General features: G+C 69.6%; 15 protein-coding genes and 2 pseudogenes. 10 read left to right on the top strand and 7 right to left on the bottom strand.

Going from position 1 to position 17566, the window contains the following annotated elements:
• The first annotated feature begins 2 nt into the window (after positions 1–2).
• Together ACWD04_RS25245 and ACWD04_RS25240 are read left to right on the top strand one after the other, a co-directional pair.
• Positions 3–923: a M23 family metallopeptidase gene (locus ACWD04_RS25245; protein WP_451135553.1), complete on the top strand. Its 921-nt coding sequence runs from the start codon at positions 3–5 to the stop codon at positions 921–923.
• Between the two features lie 162 nt (positions 924–1085).
• Positions 1086–1913: an SGNH/GDSL hydrolase family protein gene (locus ACWD04_RS25240; RefSeq protein WP_451135551.1), complete on the top strand. Its 828-nt coding sequence runs from the start codon at positions 1086–1088 to the stop codon at positions 1911–1913.
• 22 nt (positions 1914–1935) lie between these two features.
• Here the strand turns inward: ACWD04_RS25240 and ACWD04_RS25235 are convergent, their stop codons facing one another.
• From ACWD04_RS25235 to ACWD04_RS25210, 6 genes are read right to left on the bottom strand one after another with little or no spacing between them, the layout of a single operon-like run.
• Positions 1936–2853, bottom strand: a complete 918-nt coding sequence (locus ACWD04_RS25235) for an STM4011 family radical SAM protein (protein WP_451135549.1) — start codon at positions 2851–2853, stop codon at positions 1936–1938.
• Positions 2854–2879: 26 nt separating this feature from the next.
• Positions 2880–4247 (bottom strand): STM4012 family radical SAM protein, encoded by a 1368-nt coding sequence (locus ACWD04_RS25230; protein ID WP_451135547.1) that lies wholly within the window; start codon positions 4245–4247, stop codon positions 2880–2882.
• Positions 4244–5056: an STM4013/SEN3800 family hydrolase gene (locus ACWD04_RS25225; protein ID WP_451135651.1), complete on the bottom strand. Its 813-nt coding sequence runs from the start codon at positions 5054–5056 to the stop codon at positions 4244–4246. Before ACWD04_RS25225 ends, ACWD04_RS25230 begins: the two co-directional genes overlap by 4 nt.
• 37 nt (positions 5057–5093) lie before the next feature.
• Positions 5094–6299 (bottom strand): STM4014 family protein, encoded by a 1206-nt coding sequence (locus ACWD04_RS25220; protein ID WP_451135545.1) that lies wholly within the window; start codon positions 6297–6299, stop codon positions 5094–5096.
• Complete coding sequence (locus ACWD04_RS25215) at positions 6280–6504, bottom strand: hypothetical protein (RefSeq protein WP_451135543.1); 225 nt, start codon at positions 6502–6504, stop codon at positions 6280–6282. Before ACWD04_RS25215 ends, ACWD04_RS25220 begins: the two co-directional genes overlap by 20 nt.
• Before the next feature lie 7 nt (positions 6505–6511).
• On the bottom strand, positions 6512–7471 hold the full coding sequence (locus tag ACWD04_RS25210; RefSeq protein ID WP_451135541.1) for an STM4015 family protein: 960 nt from the start codon (positions 7469–7471) through the stop codon (positions 6512–6514).
• 187 nt (positions 7472–7658) lie between these two features.
• Here ACWD04_RS25210 and ACWD04_RS25205 point away from each other — a divergent pair, with 187 nt between their 5' ends.
• Together ACWD04_RS25205 and ACWD04_RS25200 are read left to right on the top strand one after the other, a co-directional pair.
• Complete coding sequence (locus ACWD04_RS25205; RefSeq protein WP_451135539.1) at positions 7659–7985, top strand: hypothetical protein; 327 nt, start codon at positions 7659–7661, stop codon at positions 7983–7985.
• 83 nt (positions 7986–8068) lie between these two features.
• Entirely contained in the window at positions 8069–9070 is a 1002-nt protein-coding gene (locus ACWD04_RS25200) for a DUF6745 domain-containing protein (protein WP_451135537.1), read from the top strand.
• Positions 9071–9120: 50 nt separating this feature from the next.
• Here ACWD04_RS25200 and ACWD04_RS25195 read toward each other — a convergent pair.
• Positions 9121–9638: pseudogene (locus tag ACWD04_RS25195) on the bottom strand (TetR family transcriptional regulator C-terminal domain-containing protein).
• A gap of 178 nt (positions 9639–9816) precedes the next feature.
• On the opposite strand from ACWD04_RS25195, the gene ACWD04_RS25190 reads away from it, so the two are divergent.
• The 6 genes and pseudogenes from ACWD04_RS25190 to ACWD04_RS25165 form a co-directional block, all read left to right on the top strand.
• Positions 9817–10257, top strand: coding sequence for a PPOX class F420-dependent oxidoreductase (locus ACWD04_RS25190; RefSeq protein ID WP_451135535.1), 441 nt, complete (start codon positions 9817–9819; stop codon positions 10255–10257).
• Between the two features lie 131 nt (positions 10258–10388).
• The gene (locus ACWD04_RS25185) at positions 10389–11585 is read left to right on the top strand and encodes an MBL fold metallo-hydrolase (RefSeq protein ID WP_451135533.1); all 1197 of its coding nucleotides are present in this window, start codon (positions 10389–10391) and stop codon (positions 11583–11585) included.
• Between the two features lie 241 nt (positions 11586–11826).
• Positions 11827–12021 (top strand): hypothetical protein, encoded by a 195-nt coding sequence (locus ACWD04_RS25180; RefSeq protein ID WP_451135531.1) that lies wholly within the window; start codon positions 11827–11829, stop codon positions 12019–12021.
• Positions 12022–12433: 412 nt separating this feature from the next.
• Positions 12434–12760, top strand: coding sequence for a CU044_2847 family protein (locus tag ACWD04_RS25175; protein ID WP_451135529.1), 327 nt, complete (start codon positions 12434–12436; stop codon positions 12758–12760).
• Positions 12757–17070: an nSTAND1 domain-containing NTPase gene (locus tag ACWD04_RS25170; protein WP_451135527.1), complete on the top strand. Its 4314-nt coding sequence runs from the start codon at positions 12757–12759 to the stop codon at positions 17068–17070. Before ACWD04_RS25175 ends, ACWD04_RS25170 begins: the two co-directional genes overlap by 4 nt.
• Before the next feature lie 236 nt (positions 17071–17306).
• Positions 17307–17563, top strand: a pseudogene (locus ACWD04_RS25165) (aminoglycoside phosphotransferase family protein); the annotation flags it as partial.
• Positions 17564–17566 lie beyond the last annotated feature (3 nt).

The following is a 17566-nucleotide window of genomic DNA, read 5'->3' as shown; positions in this document are numbered from 1 at the left end:
CCATGCCCGCACAAGGCAAGCACCGTCGTCCGAAGTCCCGCACGATCGCCCGAGGCGTCCTTGCCGCGGGGACCGGTGGCGCCGTTCTCGCCCTCCCGCTGATCGGCGCCACCGGCGCCCATGCCGCCGAGCAGGCCGCTCCGGCCGCCAAGTCCGGTGCCGCCCAGGGCGTCCCCGCCTCGGCGGGGAAGAGCTCCCCGAAGAGCTACTCCGTGCTCTCCGGTGACTACCTGGCGAAGATCGCGGCCGACAAGAAGATCAAGGGCGGCTGGCAGAAGCTGTACCAGGACAACCGTGACGTCGTCGGCGAGAACCCGAGCCTGATCCTCCCGGGCATGAAGCTGACCCTCGGCGCCAAGACGTCGGACTCCGCCGGCAAGTCCGCCGAGGCCGCACCCTCCAAGGCCGCCGCACCGTCGACGCCGAAGACCGCCGCTCCGGCCGAGAAGCCGGCCGCCGCCACCGAGGAGACGGCTGTGAAGACCGTCGACGCCGGTGCGTCGGAGAGCGACAGCTCCGGCTGGGCCGCCCCGGTCGAGAACCCCAACGTCACCACCCAGTACCGCGCCTCCGGCGCCAGCTGGTCCAGCGGCTACCACACGGGCTCCGACTTCCAGGCCGCCTCCGGCACCAGCGTCCGGTCCATCGGCCCGGGCACCGTGGTGTCCGCCGGGTGGAGCGGCTCGTACGGCAACGAGGTCGTCATTCAGCACAGCGACGGCATGTACTCCCAGTACGCCCACCTGTCCTCGCTCGAGGTCTCGGCCGGTCAGACCGTCACCGGCGGCCAGCAGCTCGGTCTTTCCGGTTCCACCGGCAACTCCACCGGCCCGCACCTCCACTTCGAGGTCCGGACCGGCCCGAGCTACGGCTCGGACGTCGACCCGATCGCCTACCTGCGGTCGCACGGCGTCTCCATCTGAGAGGCAGCACCTGACGGTGAAGGAGAGGGGCGGTGCGCGGTGGCGCGCCGCCCCCTCCTTATTCCGGCTTTACCAAAAACTGACCGGGTGGTTTTTCTCACCCCCCGTCAACCCCTTATTACGGTCGCGTAGGTCACATTCGCCGGTGCAGGATAAGCCCTTGTGGCAGACGATTCGAGAAACAATCAGCGAGGCATCATCGGGTCGTACGCAGCGATTGGCGACAGCTTCACCGAGGGAGTCGGAGACCCCGGCCCCGACGGGACGCTCGTCGGCTGGGCGGACCGGTTCGCGGTTCTCCTCGCGGACCAGCTCCCGGTCCCCGATGCGATAGTCGGCCCCGCGGACGACCCGCACGGGAATTTCCGGTACGCCAATCTCGCCGTACGCGGACGCCTCCTCGACCAGATAGTCGAGGAACAGGTCCCCCGCGCCAAGGAGCTGGCACCAGATCTGGTGAGCTTCTGCGCGGGCGGCAACGACATCCTCCGTCCCGGTTCCGACCCGGACGACGTGGCGGAACGCTTCGAGCGTGCGGTTGCCGAGCTGACCCAGACGGTCGGCACCGTTATGGTCACGACAGGGTTCGACACCCGTGACATCCCCGTGCTCAAGCACCTGCGGGGCAAGATCGCCATGTTCACCGCGCATGTCCGGTCCATCGCCGACCGATACGACTGCCCGGTGCTGGATCTGTGGTCCCTGCGGTCCGTGCAGGACAGGCGGGCCTGGGACAACGACCGGTTGCACCTCTCGCCGGAGGGGCACACCCGGGTCGCGCTGCGCGCAGCTCAGGTCCTCGGCCTTGAAGTGCCGACCGACCCCGACCAGCTATGGCCCCCGCAGGCACAGCGCGGGACGCTCGAGGTGCGGCGCGACGACATCCAGTGGGCGCGTGAATACCTCGTCCCGTGGATCGGCCGCCGACTGCGCGGGGAGTCCTCCGGGGACCACGTCGAGGCCAAGCGCCCCGACCTGCTGCCGCTCTGACCGCTCAGCCGCCGGCACACCGTCAGCGGCGGACGAAGGGGAGCGGTCGCCGGGCCGGACCCGGCGCCACAAGCCCGTCCGGGGCGGCTGTCCGCGTCGGACGGGCGGGTATCCGCTCCAGCACGCCGCCCGCGAACACGTCGTACAACGGCAGTGTCTCCAGATGCACATAGCCGATGTGGCAGTCGCACACATCGAGCGGGCAACCGCGTGGGCCGAGCGAGCTACGGTAGCTGCCGTCGTAGAGATTGCCCAGCTCGGCGCGGACGAAGTGACAGCGGCGCACCGTCCCGTCACCGTCCACCGAGATGACCGACTCGCCGGTCCGGCAAGGCAGCCCGCGCGAGCGGTGCGGATGCCTGCTGTAGGGGAAAAGCGGGTCCAGAGCCGTCCAGCGGTCCGCCTGCTCGTCCGTGTAGGTGTGCCCCTCGGCGGCATTGACCCAGAAATACACCTCGGGCGGCAGCGCGGTGCGCAGCCGGCGGGCCTCCTCCAGATGTTCGTCGAGGCCGACGATCCCGACGCTGTAACGCACCCCGAGGGCCGTCAGCTCCCGGCACCGGCCGAGGAACCGCTCGTACGGCGTCTGGCCGGGGTGGTAGGTGCACCACAGGGCCACCTTGTCGCGCTCCGCCTCGGCCAGCCAGCCCGTACGGCCGCTGAGGTTGGTCTGGATCGCGACCCGGCCGATGTGCGGCAGCCGCGAGAGCTCGGCGAGCGTCTTCCGGTACCAGGAACGCACCAGACCCTCGCCCCACGGGGTGAACAGCACGGACAGCCGGTCGCCGGTCTGCGCCGCGGCCCACGCGGTGAACCGCTCCAGAGCCGCACGATCGGCCCGCAGCTGCTCCCCGCTGTCCCGACGCTTGGCGAACGGGCAATAGGGGCAGTCGTAGTCGCACGAGGCCAGGGGGCCCCGGTAAAGGATCGTCAGGTCCATGCTCACCTCACTGTTCATCCGCCTGTTCACTTCGCTTCGTACGCGGCCATCGCGGCCCGCACTGCAGGGGAGAACAGCTCCGGGCCCAGCGCGTCCGAGTGGGCCAGGCCCTCGGGGGACAGGCGCAGCAGGGCGGGGCCCGCCCCCTCGTCCAGCCAGCCGCGCGCGGAGAAGAGCTCCAGTTCGGCGGAGAAGTCGTCGTACGGATCCGTGCCGAAACGATCGCGGTACTCGGCGGGCCGCGCACCCTCGGCCTGGAGGAGCGACTGCAGGAGGTGGCGTCGGCGCGCCTCGTCGGCGTCGACGTACCGGCCGACCTCCGCCCGGGAGAAGTCCGGTGTCGTGGTGAAGCCGTCGATGATGCCCCGGATCTCCCGCATCTCCACCGCGTAGTCGAAGGAGTAGTGCAGCAAGGAGGTGTACGAGCGGGCGCCGCAGCCCAGCCCGATCATGCCGTCGGTCTGGCAGGCGTAGTCCTCGGGGCCGGTGCGCGGGGCGTCCGTGCGGCGGAACATCCGCATCGACACCTGCTCGTAGCCCTGGGTCAGCAGATGGTCGCGGCCCGCACGGTACAGCCGCAGCCGCTGTTCGTCCCAGGTGGTGTCCGGCCCGTTGGGCGCGTCCGCTCCGGTGCCCGACCGCCCGAGACCGGTCAACGGGCGCACGTACAGCGGGTAGAGGTACAGCTCCTCCGGGCGCCAGGCCAGGGCGGCGTCCAGCGAGGTACGCCAGCTCGTCTCGGTCTGGCCCTCGATGCCGTAGATCAGGTCGATGTTGAGGACCGGGATGCGGGCATCGCGGATCCGGCCGAGGGCCGCCTCCACCTCGGAGCGGTGCTGGGGACGGACGGCAGCCCGGGCCTCGGAGTCGACGAAGCTCTGCACACCGATACTGATCCGGGTGGTACCCCGGTCAGCCAGCACGGCAAGCCGGTCCGCCGTCGCCGTGGACGGCGAGGTCTCGACCGACAGCGGCACCGCTCTCAGGTCGGCCCCCATCCGTGTCTCCGCGATGTCGCAGAGACGCTCCAGCTCGCCGGCGGTGAGGAAGGTGGGCGTGCCGCCACCGAACGCCGCGGCGGCGAAACGCACCGGCCCGTCGTCGCCCAGCGCGTCCCGGACGCTGGTGGCCTGCCGTTCGAGCGCGTCGAGGTAACGCGTCGTCAGCTCCCCGGGGGCACCGATCCGGGTGAACAGATTGCAGAAGCCGCAGCGGACCTCGCAGAACGGTATATGGACGTAGAGGGAGAGCGCGTCCTTGCGCTCCGCCGCCCAGAGTTCGCTCAGCGGCGGACGTCCGCCGGGCCGGTCGTCGAGCGGGCGGTAGGCGGTCTTGTGCGGGTACGCGTAGACATAGCTGCGGTACGGGCTGGTGCTGTGTGTGGTGCCGGTCATCGGCGCGCCCCCGGTTCGAGGAAGAAATGGGCATAGGGAACGGTCCATACGGCTTCGTGACCGATGCGGTGGCCGGTGTAGCCGTCGTCGCCGTACGCAGTGCCGTGATCGGAGCAGACGATGGCGAAACACCTGCGACGGCTGCTCGCCGCCGCGAAGAGGCGCCCGATGTGCCGGTCCACGTACTCCAGGGCCGCGGCGTGGGTCGCTCTGGAGTCACCCGTGTCGGCGGTGGCGCCGGGCAGATGGAACCAGTTGGGCTGGTGCATCGCCGACACGTTGACGAAGAGGAACAGCCGCTGCTCCTCCGGGAGTTCTGCGACAACCTGCTCGGCGCGCGAGACCTGCGCCTCGAAGGACGTCGGCGACGCGACACCGAACTCCGGCTCCCAGTGGCTTTCCTGGAACATGTCGGGCAGCACCGAGCCGAGCGGCGGCCGGCGGTTGAAGAACCCGACGCCGCCGACGCACACCGTGCGATAGCCCACGGCGGCCAGGCCGGAGAGCAGATCGGGGGTCTCGTGGACGAAGGTGCCGTCCGCGGTCGACTCACTGCCCGCGAAGCGGGCGGCGAACAGCCTTGGGTGGGGGCCGGGTGCGGCGGGCGTCGGCAGGAAACCGGCGAAGATCGCCTGGTGGGAGGCGTAGGTGAAGCTGCCCGGGGCGTGTCTCTTCTCCCAGACGCCGCCGGGCAGATGCCGGACGAGATTCGGGATGCGCCCGACCGCGGCCAGTTCCGCGGCCACGTCGAACCGCAGGGTGTCCAGGGTGACGAGCAACAGATCGTGACTTCCCACGACGGCGTTCATGTCGGGGTTCGGGGCCTCCACGTCGCGGGAGGAGGGATCAGGGGGCATCGGTGACACAGTCGTTCCTTGCTCGGTCGTCACGTCTCAGGCCGGCACCCAGGTGGTAGTCGCCCCGTCGGCCGCCGTGTGCGGAAGCCGCCAGTACGGCGGCGATCTGCGCGCCGTAACTGTCCAGCCCCTCGGCGCCGCTGCCCGGCAGGCCGGTCAGACGCGGCAGAAGATCCCCGAAGGCATTCACCTCGCCGACGGCGAAGCGCCGCCATCCGGTCGCGGGCAGCAGATCGACGCCCACACACAGTGTGTCCGGGAAGCAGGCCGCGGCACGCTCGCACACGGCCAGGGCGGCACTCCAGCTGCCGCCCGACGCCTCGACCGCTGCACGCACCCCGTCCAGATCCCCGCGTGCGCCGCCCAGGTGCAGATTGGTCATGGGGGACCGGCTGGTCCGTACGACGGCGTGGGTCGCCCGCCCGGCGACCACCACGACCCGGAGGTCGGCGACCCGTCCTCGCTGGGAAGCCTTGGGAAGCCAGCGCTCGATGTGCAGTCCGTCCGGGGCCAGGGCGTCGACGAGCGCCGCCACCTCGCGCTCCGTCGTGCAGTGGCGCACCCGCAGGGAGTTGAACAGCCGGCCCTCCTTGTCCCGCTCCACGGAGGTGGCTGCCCGTATCCTCGGGCCGGCCGTTTCGATGGCCATCACCCCGGAGGCCGAAGAGCCGTGAGCAGGCTTCACGAACACCCTCGGTATGCGGTGCTCCGCCATCAGCCGGCGTACGTCCGCCCACCCTCGCACGGGTCCCGCGTCAGGACCCGAGGTGGGGGAGTCCGGCACCGGCACCCCGGCGGCGTCCAGCACGCCGTGACAGAGCCGTTTGTCGAACAGCACCGCGATGTCCCGGGGGTCGTCAAGTAGTAACGCACCGGCCGCTGTGGCCGCTCGTGCCACCTCCTGAACGGCCGCGATGAAGCGCGCGTACCAGCGGGCCGACCCCTCGACCCTGGTCGGGTCGTCGTCGCCCCGCAGCAGCCGGTCCACCTCGGCGTCCTCACCGGGGGAATCGACACGCACGGTTTCCCCTGGGAAAAAGACCGCTTCTCCCCGCAGCACCTCCAGCCAGGACACCGTGCGCGCGGCGGGCAGCCCGGCGGCGCGCACGGCGTCCTGGAAGAGGCCGACCCTGCGGTTGGCGGGAATGCCGACGATCGCGAGGCGCGGCTGCCCGCTATTCGCTGACGGCGACATAGCGGGCCTCGTCCTCCTCGGTATCCCAGTGCTCCGCCTCGGCGAGATCGACCCGTGTACCTGCACGGGTGCACAGCACCTCGATACGGGAGACGAAAGGGGCCGAGACCAGATCAGCTGCGGGCAGCGCCTTGGCCCCCGTCGGGCCGGGCAGGGTGTGGACCGGCGGGCCGTGAAAGACGTCGGGGTGTGTGATGTCGGTCATCGCGCCCTCACTCCGCGACCGCGGTGTAGCGGCCCTCGGGGCCGAGGTTGTCCCACGGCTCGCAGCGATCGGACAGATCGACCGACACACCGTGCGGCTCCAGGGCCTCCGAGATACGGCGCTCCATGGCCTCGGTCAGGAAGTGATGGTGCAGGTCGAGAGAGGCGAGATGAGTGAGCGGCTGGCCCTCGAGCAGCGCGGCCGCGCCCTCGTCGCCCAGCGTGCCGTTCGACAGATCGAGGGTGCGGAGTTGCGCGACGACCGGCGCCGAACCGAGCGCGGCGGCTATCTCGTTCTGCAACTCGCTGTTGCGCAGGCCCAGGTGACGCAGTCGGGGGAACCGGGTGCCGGTGAGCAGCGGAGCCAGGTCCGGGACGACCGCATCGCCCCCGTACGCGGAGACGCCGAGCCAGAGGTCCAGACTCTCCAGCGCAGGCAGCTCGCTGTCCAGCACGCCGCGCAGCGCCTCCGCGGGCAGCCCACCGCTCTCGATGGTGAGCGCACGCAGCGACTCGTGCTTGGCGGGAGGAAATATCAGGTCCGTGCCACCGCGTACACCGAGATGGGTCAGGCCCGGGAATGCGGAGAGCAGAGCGGTGACGTCCGACTGCTCGATCCAGGAGATCTCGGCCTCCTCCGCCGTCAGGTCCCCGACGAAGACTGCCCTGAGCGAGGTCAGCCGGCCGGCCGCCGCGACGACGAGCCCGATGGGATAGGCAGAAGTCTGTTCGAACGACTCGCCCCACTGCCCGATGATCAGAGCCTCTACACCTGACGGATCGACGGCTTCGAGGAAGGCGTTGAACTTGTCCTCCCAAGTGGCGTCCCCGTCATCGGAAGCGTACGGGGCGATGCTGATGCGCCAGGCCGCGGCATCGGCCGGGGGACGTGCCTTCCCCTCGGTCTCGCGCTGGAAATCGACGGCCGGAAGGCCGAGCAACTCGTGCAGACGGTCAGCGTCGGACATGGCACCGAACTCCTGATACTGGGGGCGGCTGATGTCCGCAAGGTTTATCAAGCGCCACTGACAACGGCGTGACCGGGGGACGCTGTGGCTGCGGCTCGGACGCCGGCCGGCCGTCGATGTCAGACCCCTCTCGTAGCGTTTTCCCTGTGACCGGCACGAAGGGTGCCGGGACGGAGGGGAGACGTCTGTGTACCGGCAGGGCGATGTACTGATAGTGGCGCTGGAGGAGTCGGACGTGCCCGCGCACTTCCTCGGAGCGCAGGGCGAACTACGAGACGGGCGAGGGCGGCTGGTCCTGGCACTGGGCGAGGTCACCGGTCACGCGCACGCGGTGCAGGGACCGGGCCGGCTGATGCGGGAGGCGGGGCCGTTCGGCCCGATGCTGCTCCATCTCCCCGACGGCGGACGCGTGGTCCACGAGGAGCACGCCGCGATAGCGCTGCCGAAAGGCTGGTTCCGCGTCGTGCGTCAGCGCGAGTACGCCCCGGGCGCGGTCCGCATCGTCGCGGACTGACCCTCCTGCGGTGGGCGGTGCGGGCTTTTGAGGTGGTCCGGCTATGTGCAGTCAGGAAACAAGGAACAGGGGCGGGAATACCGATGCAGTACGTGAACACGTGGCGAACCGTGGCGGCGGCGACGGGCAGGGCCGACAGGCGCGCGGCCGAGGACGGGGTGCGGCTCGCCTACCGCGGCGCGGGGCTCGCGGAGCCCGAGCGCATCATCTGGGCGGACTCGCCCAGAGCGGCCGTCGAGGTGGTGGAGAAGCTGTCCGACGCGGGACGCTCGGTGCGCGAAGAGGTCCGCACCCGTCCCTGGGCGGAGGAACGCCGCCGGATGTACGACGAGCTGGGCCCGGCCGGCTGGTCCGCCTTGTGGTCCGCCACCGGAGCCCAGCTGTGGGAGACCACCGCCGCACTGGCCGAAAGGATACGGACGGGAGTCGTCGCCGAGCTCGCCACACGGCCCGACGACGAGTCCGGCATCCGCCTCGTGCTGCTCGACGCGGTCCTGGGACAGCACGACGCGGCCTGGCTCGCGGCCTTCGACGGCCGCGGCGACCGGCTGACCGGCCTGGCAGAGGTCGCGCGGAACGCCGGTTGGTGGTGGCCCTACGAACACGCCGTGGTGATCAGTGAGCGGCCGGAGGCACTCCACCGCGACGAGGCGGGACGGCTCGACCGAGGCGACGGACCGGCCCTTGCCTACCCCGACGGCTTCGCCCTGTACGCCTGGCGCGGAATGCCCGTGCCGGCCGAGTTCCTCGACGGCCTGGCGAGCCTGACTCCGGACCGTATACGCGCCGAGGAGAACGCGGAGCTGCGCCGCGTGATGCTCGAGTACTACGGCTACGACCGCTACCTCTCCGAGTCGGGCGCCGAGCCGATGCACCGGGACGGGACCGGAATCCTCTGGCGCATCGCGATGGAGGGCGACGAGGACGTCGTGATGGTCGAAGTCGTCAACTCCACCCCCGAGCCCGACGGAACGCACCGCACCTACTGGCTGCGGGTACCGCCCAGGACCCGGACCGCGAAGGAGGGAGTCGCCTGGACGTTCGGACTCGAGGGAGAGGCCTACGCGCCGGTGCGCCAGACCTGACCGGGCACCTGGCCGCCCCGCGCCGGCCCGGGCGTATGCGCCCGGCGTCCTCAGGCGGTCAGAACCTCGTCTTCGATACCGAGTGCGCGGGCGAGCGCCTCCTCGGTCCACTGCAGCATGGTGGCCCGGGAGAGCGGACCCGCGTACGACGCCATCTGGCCGGCCGTCCAGGAGCGCTGTCAGCCGCGCCAGGCCACGGACATCGGATCCTCGCAGTGGAACTCACCCGCTGCGGCACCCTCCTCGATGACCTCGGCCAGCTCCGCCTTCCACTGCTGGTCGAGATCTCCGGCCACGTCGCGCAGCACCGGATCACGCAGGGCGGACGCCCATCGATCCACAGCCGCCACCCCTCGGCCTGACCGGTCGGCGCGTACCAGCCAACGGCGGCCCGGAGCCTCCGGACGGCGCTGGTGCGGCGGGTCAGCAGCGTACGCAGATGGGCGAGATCGGCCTCCGCCGTGTACGCGAATGCGACGGCCACGTCGGAGATCCGGACCGCAGATACGCCCCGGACCTCGATCTGCTCGACGGTAGCGCGCAGGAGCTCCTCACGACGCTCAGCCATGCTCAGCCGTACTCTCGCCACGCCGTCACCCTGACCAACCCTGGTCCGGACATCCGGCCCCGTGCTCGGCGGCCTCCCGGTGCGAGGGGGCAAAGCTGTGAGCGCGCGCAGAGCACGGGACGTGAGATCGCCGCCCCGGATGCGGAATCCTCCGGGGGGTACGGACGTTGGAGTCGGCATGACGGACTTCGAACCCGGGCGCGAGGCGCTGCTCCGAATCTTCGGAGAGTACGACGGCGGGGTGCTGGTCACCCTGAAGCGGGACGGCAGGCCCCAGCTGTCCAACGTGAACCACGCCTATTACCCCGAAGAGGGGGTGATCCGCGTGTCCGTCACGGAGGGCCGGGCGAAGACCCGTAACCTCCGCCGGGACCCGCGGGCGAGCTACCACGTGACCAGCGACGACCGGTGGGCCTGGACTGTCGCCGATGTCACCGCCGAGCTGTCCCCGCCCGCCGCCGACCCGTACGACACCACGGTCGAGCAGCTGATCACGCTCTACCGGGACGTCCGTGGGGAGCACCCCGACTGGGACGACTACCGCCGGGTGATGGTCCAGGACCGCCGAGTCGTCCTGGCCTTGCGGATCGGGCATGTCTACGGTCAGCCGCGTGCCTGATCCGATCCGACCTGCGGCACAGCTACGACACGGCTCCGGAGCACGCGCATGTGTGCTCTGTTCACTGTCGAGCCCTCGCTCTGTCGCACCCCCCGACCATAATGAGACGACCGACTCCCTCTGGAGATGTTGTGACCGGCGCTGACAACCAGCCCTCGCTCCGTACCCGACTCCGCTCGCTGCGCCCCGACGCCTTCGGGGCGGACTCGGCCGGGGCGCGGATGGAGCGGATCCGCTGTTCACCCAATTTCGCCGACGGAGCGTTCCGGAATCCGGAAGGCGCTCGGACCAGGCCGTCGGGCTCGATGCTGGAATTCGCCAAGGGGTACTTCCGCAAGGAGGAACGGGCCCGCAGATCCCCGCTCGGCACCGTGCCCGTCCATGCCACGACCCCGGCCGATCTGACTGCGCCGTCGGCGACGGGGCCGCGGGTGACCTGGCTGGGCCATTCCAGCGTGCTCACTGAGATCGACGGCAGCCGGGTCCTGTTCGATCCGGTCTGGGGCGAGCGCTGTTCGCCGTTCGCCTTTGCCGGACCCAAGCGGCTGCACCCCGTCCCGCTGCCGCTCGCATCGCTCGGGACCGTCGACGCCGTCGTGATCTCCCATGACCACTACGACCACCTCGACCTGCCCACGATCAAGGCCCTGGCGAGGACGGACACGGTCTTCGCGGTGCCGCTCGGTGTCGGAGCTCACCTGGAGCGGTGGGGTGTATCCCCGGAGCGCATCCACGAGCTCGACTGGAACGAAACCGCGCGGATCGCGGGCCTCAGCCTGACCGCCACCCCCGCGCGGCACTTCTGCGGGCGCGGACTGCGCAATCAGCAGCACACGCTCTGGGCGTCATGGGTCGTCGCAGGCCCGGAGCACCGGGTCTACCACAGCGGAGACACCGGCTATTTCTCCGGATTCCAAAAGATCGGGGCCGGGCACGGGCCTTTCGACGTGACGATGATCCAGGTCGGCGCCTATTCGGAGTACTGGCCGGACATCCACATGTCGCCCGCCGAGGGGGTCCAGGCGCACCTCGACCTGCAAGGCGGCCGGCCGCACGGGGTGCTGCTGCCGATCCACTGGGGCACCTTCAACCTCGCACCGCACCCGTGGGCCGAACCGGGGGAGTGGATGAAGGATGCTGCTGAGGAGGTAGGGCAGCCGGTGGCGTTCCCCCGTCCGGGTGAGCCGTTCGAACCGGCAGGGGAACTTCCTTCGGATGCTTGGTGGCGTGCGGTGTCGGCGCCGATTGCGCACCCGTGGCGTCGCTCGAAGGTGACGGATACGGCACCGGTGCACCGCGAAGAAGTCGACCTTGCGGGCGAGCGGTGACGGAGGGCGACGGGGATCCCGAGCAGCTCGCTCGGTTGCTGGGTGACACGCTGTGCGAGGAGCGGGACCGTCTATGGGGGGCTATCGGCGGCCCGTCCCGAGGGGGACGGGCGGTGGTGCCGCGACAGTTCACACCGTTGCCCTCCGCACGGGGCTCCTCGCGCATTCTGGTCAAAACCCGCACGGTCCGACTGGGGGGTTGACAGTCGTGCGGTCCTGAACTTGGAGGACTCCGCAACGGTTGGCATTGGAAGTGGGCCAAACAGCCGGCCGCTTCGGCGACCCTGCCGGGGGCAGTGCCGGCCCGGCCCGCAGCCGGTGCACCAGCTCCTGCACCGAGCAGCAGGCAACCGAGTGGAAGACCCGCTATGCGGTCCGCTCCGGAGTCGAGGGCACGGTCAACGAGTTCACCCGCGGCCACGGCGCGCCTCAGTAGACTGCCACCGACCGCGGAAGCACCCCATCCCGCCAGCCGACCGCCCCTCCAGAACTACCCGGATCAGCACCAGATCCCCCCAGGACAGTCTGCCCGACGGCTCGGACAGCCTGGGCTACCGCCACAAGCGGAGCTCTTCGCACACCCTCGGAACGAGTGGACGTCGCACAACGCGACGATCCGCCACCACGGACCCCTCGCCGAGGGACGGCCGCGCCCAAGCGCAGTAGACAGGCAGCCCGTGATCAGTGAATGCACGGTACGCGAGCCCACGGAGAGTAGTACACCAAACTCAAGGACGCCGGGAACGGGGGGCGCTGCCGAGGATCGCAGCTACCATGACAGGCCGAGAAGATCCGTGCAACTGCACTACCTCGCATGTGAGTTGGTGCAGCAAGGGAGAGGTCATCGCGTGTACTTGAGCGTCCCCTTCGAAGACGGTGAGGTCTTCGTCGTCGAGTTGTCCGACGAGCAGGGCTCCGGGGTGATCCGGGCGAGTCGCGGTGACGAACTCTTCGCGACGTCCGCCGACACGTTCGAATCGGGCATGGCCCGGGTGCAGCGGGTGGCTGCGGCGATGCTGGAGCGTCTGGCCGATCTGCCACGCAAACCTGATCACGTCCGTGCCGAGTTCGGGTTGCGGGTGACAGCGGAGGCGGGCTTGGTCGTGGCGAAGGGATCTGGAGAGGCGCACATCAGGCTGGAGCTGGAGTGGGACCGCCCCGAGGGCGGCACGTGACGCCGGCAGGCGTGCCGGACTCCGCGTGGGAGCGGGGGGTGGCCCGGGTGCTACATGACGGCCGTCCCGTCGGAGTAGCGTTCCTTATTCCCGACCGGCTGCTCCTTACCTGCGCCCACGTCGTCGCCTCCACCGCAGGCATCCCGGACGACAAAGCGCTGCCGGACCTTCTACCGGTCACTCTCGACTTCCCGCTGCTGCCTGGTCGTCCCGAGGCTGTGGCCTCCGTGCATTTCAGTGTTCCGGTGGCCGGTGACAACAGCGGCGACGTGGCCGTCCTGCAGCTGAACGGCGAGCCCCCGCCGGGCGCCGTGCCCCTGCGGATCGTAGAGGCGGAGGACCTGGCCGGGCACCGCTGGCGGGCTTTCGGCTTCCCGCAGTACCCGGGACGTGGTGGCAGTAAGGACGCCGGGATTTGGACCCGCGGCAGCGTCGAGGGCCGTGAGGGTACAGGCTGGTGGCAGCTGACCTGCGACGCAGAGGCACCGTTTCCGCTGGCAGGCGGCTTCAGCGGGGCGCCGGTGTGGGACGAGGAATTCGGCGGCGTCATCGGCATCGTTGTCGCAGTCGAGGGGGACCCGCGGCGCCGGACCGGCTATGCCCTCACCGTGGAGTCCCTTACCCGGGAGTGGCCCCAACTGCGCAGAAGGCTGCTGGCGGACAGCCCGTACCGTGAACTTCTGGCGTTCACCGAGCAGGACCGCGCCATCTTCCACGGCCGTACGAACGAGACGCAGCAGCTGATCGAATTCATCGAGCAGCAGGTACCCGTACTGCCTGTGTTCGGGCCTTCCGGCGTCGGCAAGTCCTCGCTGGTCGGTGCCGGCCTGCTCGGGCACCTCGACAGTGAACGGTACGTGATCGCCCGCTTGCCCCATGGGCTGCGGCTTTCCGCTGAGGAGCTGCTTGCCTGGGCTCTGGCCTCGGCGGGAGACGCGGACACCATGCAGGCGGGGTGGCACGACCGCTGGACGGCTCTGGCTCGGCAGCTCACCGATGAACAGGGCATCCGTACCGCCGTGGAGCAGACACTGGCCCGCCACGGCGGACGATCCCGGCTGGTCCTGGTGGCCGACCAGTTCGAGACGTTACTCGCGGACGCGCCCGATACAGCCCTCCGGCTGGATGCCATGCTCGGCGTCTTGACGGCACGCCGTACGGACGGCAGCCGTCCCGCACAGGCCGTGGTCGTCACCCGGATCGACTTCCTCCCTCAGGTCGAACAGCTCCCCCATCTCCGTACGGCATGGGAGGCCACCTCCATGGTGGTCCAGCCGATGATGCGAGCACAGCTGCGGGAGGCGATCGTCCGTCCCTTGGAGGGGCACGCGGGGGTCCGTTTCGCCGACGGCTTGGTGGAGCAGCTACTGCGTGACAGCCCGCCCGGTCCGGCCGCGCTCCCGATGCTCGAGTACGCCCTGAGCCGACTGTGGGAGAGGCAGGAACGCGGATGGCTGACCACCACCGGGTACCAAGATCTCGGTGGCGTGGAGGGAGTGCTGGCGGGAGAAGCGGATCACAGCCTATGGGGCTGGGCGGACGATGCCGAGCAGCAGGCGCTGGAGCGGATCTTCATCCAACTTGTCCGTCCGGGTGAACAGTTGGATGCCGGGGAGCGCGGCCCGGACACACGCCGGGTCGCTGCCCGCACGCAGTTCTCTGCGGGTGACTGGGCATTGATACACCGGCTGGCCAGCACGCGGCTGGTTGTCGTGACGCGTCGCCCGACGGGGCGGGACACCGCTGAGCTCGCGCACCAGGCACTGGTGGAGAAGTGGCCGCGGCTGCAACGCTGGGTAGAGGGGAACCGGGAATTCCGCAGCTGGCAGGAGGCGTTACGGCGTTCCCTGCGGGCCTGGCAAGAGCAGGGTCACCCGCGCAAACCTGCCCTTGGCCGGAAGCAGATCGCCGAGGCTCGGCGGTGGATCGGCGCACGTGCCACCGAAATCTCCGTCGAGGAGGAGGAGTTCGTCGAGGCCAGCGCCCAGACCCAGCGTCGGCGCAGCCTGATCCTCGCGGGCCTCGCCGTTGTCATCACACTGGTCCTTGTCGCTGCCGGCCTGGCCACCCTCAACGCCCGCAGCAGCAGCAGCGAGCAGCGGGCCCTGGCCGCCACTCGAAGCCTGACGGAGCAGAGTCGGCAGCATGCCAACACCGACCCTGCCTTGGCAGCTCGCCTTGCCCTGGCCGCTCAGCGCATCTCACCGACCCCGGAGACCCGCGCCCAGCTCCTGGCCACGGTCTCCGCACCCTTGCAGGCCACTCTCACCGGGCACTCGGCAGAGGTGAATTCCATCGCCTTCAGCCCGGACGGCAAGAACTTCCTGACCGGCGGAGACGACGGCACAGCACGTCTGTGGGACACAGGAGGACGCCGACAGTCGGCTTCCTTTGACGCCAGCAGCACACAGGTGCAGACGGCGGCGTTCAGCCCCGACGACAGGACTCTCATCACCAGCGGTGACGGGTGGACGGTCCGGCTGTGGAACGCACACACTCGAAAGCAGACCGCTGTCCTGCCTGGCGCCGGGAGCCCGGCAGTCCTCAGCCCGGACGGGGACACGATCGCCACCGGCGGCCAGCGAGGCAAGGTCCTGCTCTGGGACGCCCGTACTCATCAGAGGATCGACGAGTTTCAGGTCGTCGACAGCGATGACATCGCTGTGCCCTCCCGCCTCGAATTCAGCCCGGACGGCAGGACCCTGGCAGTTGCCCTCAGCAACGTCCTCTCCAGCGACAGGGAGAAGGCTGCGGTGCAGCTCTGGGACGTCAGGGAGAGGCGCCGGACCGCCGCCCTGAGGACCGACACGGGTCTGACCCAGTCACTGGCGTTCAGCCCGGACGGCGCGACGCTGGCCACGGGGGCGAGCGACGCCACCGCGCGCCTATGGGACGTACGCAAGCACCGTTTGCTGGCCACGCTTACCGGACACAGCGGCACCGTGTTCGCTCTGGCCTTCAGCCCGGACGGCCAGACCCTGGCCAGCGGTGGCCAGGACCGCTCCGTTCGGCTGTGGGACGTCCGGGAGCGCACGGCCCTGACCGTGCTGAACAGCCATATCGGGTCCGTGAGAGCACTTGCGTTCAGCCCGGACGGCGCGACGCTGGCCAGCGGGTCCGCAGATGCCACGGTCCGGCTGTGGGACATGCGGGCCGGGAGGCCGCGCGCCACGATCGACAGGTCGGATGGTGCCATATCCCGAACCGTAGTTTCGCGACCCCTGGCCACATACAGCCCGGACGGAAAGATGCTGGCGGTCGGTGACAACAGCGGCGTCGTCCGCCTGTATGACGCTCGTGCGCGTTACATACTGGGCCGGCTGACCGGGCACGGTGGCAAGGTGAGCTCGGTACAGTTCAGTCCAGACGGCCGGTTCGTCGCTGCGAGCAGCTATGACAGCTCGGCGGTCCTGCTGTGGGACGCACACACTCACCGTCGCATTGCCACCATCGACGGCCACGGCAGGCCCGGGGACTCCGTCCTCTTCAGCCCGGATGGCAGGACCATCGTCACTAGCAATTATGCCGACCGGAAGACCCGCCTGTGGAGCGTACGGACCCATAGGCAGTTGGCCTCCATCGACGGTGGGGTCGGCTTGACGACCTTCAGTCCGGACGGCAGGACCATCGTGATCCGCGGCTCCCAGTCCTCGTCCGTGCGCCTGTTCGACGTTCGGACGCATCGTCGGCTCGGCACCCTCGACGCGGGCGGCAAGAGTGAGATCCGCTCTGTCACTTTCAGTCCGGACGGCAGCACCCTGGCAACGGCGAGCGGGGACGGAAAACTGAGGTTGTGGGATGTAAGCCGCCGAAGCCTCACCGCGATGCTCGCGGGGCACACCGATCTGGCGCAGTCGGTGGCGTTCACCTCGGACGGCGAGACTCTCGTCAGCAGCGGCCTGGACGGTGCGGTGATGCTGTGGGACGTACACACCCACCGTCGCCTTGCTACCCTCACGGGCCACGTCGGTGGTGTCTCGTCGGCCGTCGTCAGCCCGGACGGGAAGACCCTGGCAACGGTCGGCGATGACCGCGCAGTACGCCTTTGGGATATCGAAACCCATCAGAGGTCTGCTTTCTACACCGGCCACACCGGCGTCGTGAACTCGGCCCTGTTCGCGCCGGACGGAAACACTCTGGCCACCAGCAGCGCCGACATGACCGTACGGCTGTGGGACACCGGGGCCTTCAACGACCTTGCCACCCTCACGCACAAGGCCTGCACGACGGCGGGCAGGTCTTTCACCGAACGCGAATGGCGCCGCTACGTCCCCGAGGGAGTCGGGTACCACCGAATCTGCCCTGAGTGATAGCCGGAGTCATGCCGAGAGTCCGCTCTACGCCCCCGGCCAGGGACGAGTGTCACTGAGCTGGACACCGACCTTGCCAAACTGCTCGCACCAGCCTCCGACGCGAGTACGTGCACGTGCGGTATCGGAGGCCTTCCGGATCTCGGTTGGCTTCCGCAACTCCGTGTTGCCAGGAAGCCGCTGTGTCATGGTGCGATCAGCTGCGATCACCCCGTCGACGCGCACCCCGAGAGACGATCGACATCGAGGGCTTGATGTGGTCGACGTCGAGTGGGGGCACGTTTTTCTGCGGATCCGCCTGCATGACGCCTACCGACCGCTGGGGGTGGAAGGACTGGACGGGTGCCGGCTCGCGCTCTACATACTGGCACAGCGAATCTCGCTGACGGCGGGCCCGCTGAGGCTGCTCGACGGGGACTTCCCCAACCGGGCATTCATGGCGGGCATCGCCGAGTACAACCTGAACAAGGCGCTGCAACTGGTCCGCGACTGAACG

The organism is Streptomyces sp. NPDC002911 (assembly GCF_053591835.1).
The sequence above is the reverse complement of the archived record's forward strand: the minus strand, read 5'-3'. Positions and strand labels throughout refer to the sequence as shown.

Excerpts from the sequence above, each read along its gene's own strand:
- ACWD04_RS25245 (WP_451135553.1), top strand. The coding sequence starts at position 3 with ATGCCCGCACAAGGCAAGCACCGTCGTCCGAAGTCCCGCACGATCGCC.
- ACWD04_RS25235 (WP_451135549.1), bottom strand. The coding sequence starts at position 2,853 with ATGGACCTGACGATCCTTTACCGGGGCCCCCTGGCCTCGTGCGACTAC.
- ACWD04_RS25230 (WP_451135547.1), bottom strand. The coding sequence starts at position 4,247 with ATGACCGGCACCACACACAGCACCAGCCCGTACCGCAGCTATGTCTAC.
- ACWD04_RS25225 (WP_451135651.1), bottom strand. The coding sequence starts at position 5,056 with ATGAACGCCGTCGTGGGAAGTCACGATCTGTTGCTCGTCACCCTGGAC.
- ACWD04_RS25220 (WP_451135545.1), bottom strand. The coding sequence starts at position 6,299 with ATGTCGCCGTCAGCGAATAGCGGGCAGCCGCGCCTCGCGATCGTCGGC.
- ACWD04_RS25215 (WP_451135543.1), bottom strand. The coding sequence starts at position 6,504 with ATGACCGACATCACACACCCCGACGTCTTTCACGGCCCGCCGGTCCAC.
- ACWD04_RS25210 (WP_451135541.1), bottom strand. The coding sequence starts at position 7,471 with ATGTCCGACGCTGACCGTCTGCACGAGTTGCTCGGCCTTCCGGCCGTC.
- ACWD04_RS25200 (WP_451135537.1), top strand. The coding sequence starts at position 8,069 with ATGCAGTACGTGAACACGTGGCGAACCGTGGCGGCGGCGACGGGCAGG.
- ACWD04_RS25190 (WP_451135535.1), top strand. The coding sequence starts at position 9,817 with ATGACGGACTTCGAACCCGGGCGCGAGGCGCTGCTCCGAATCTTCGGA.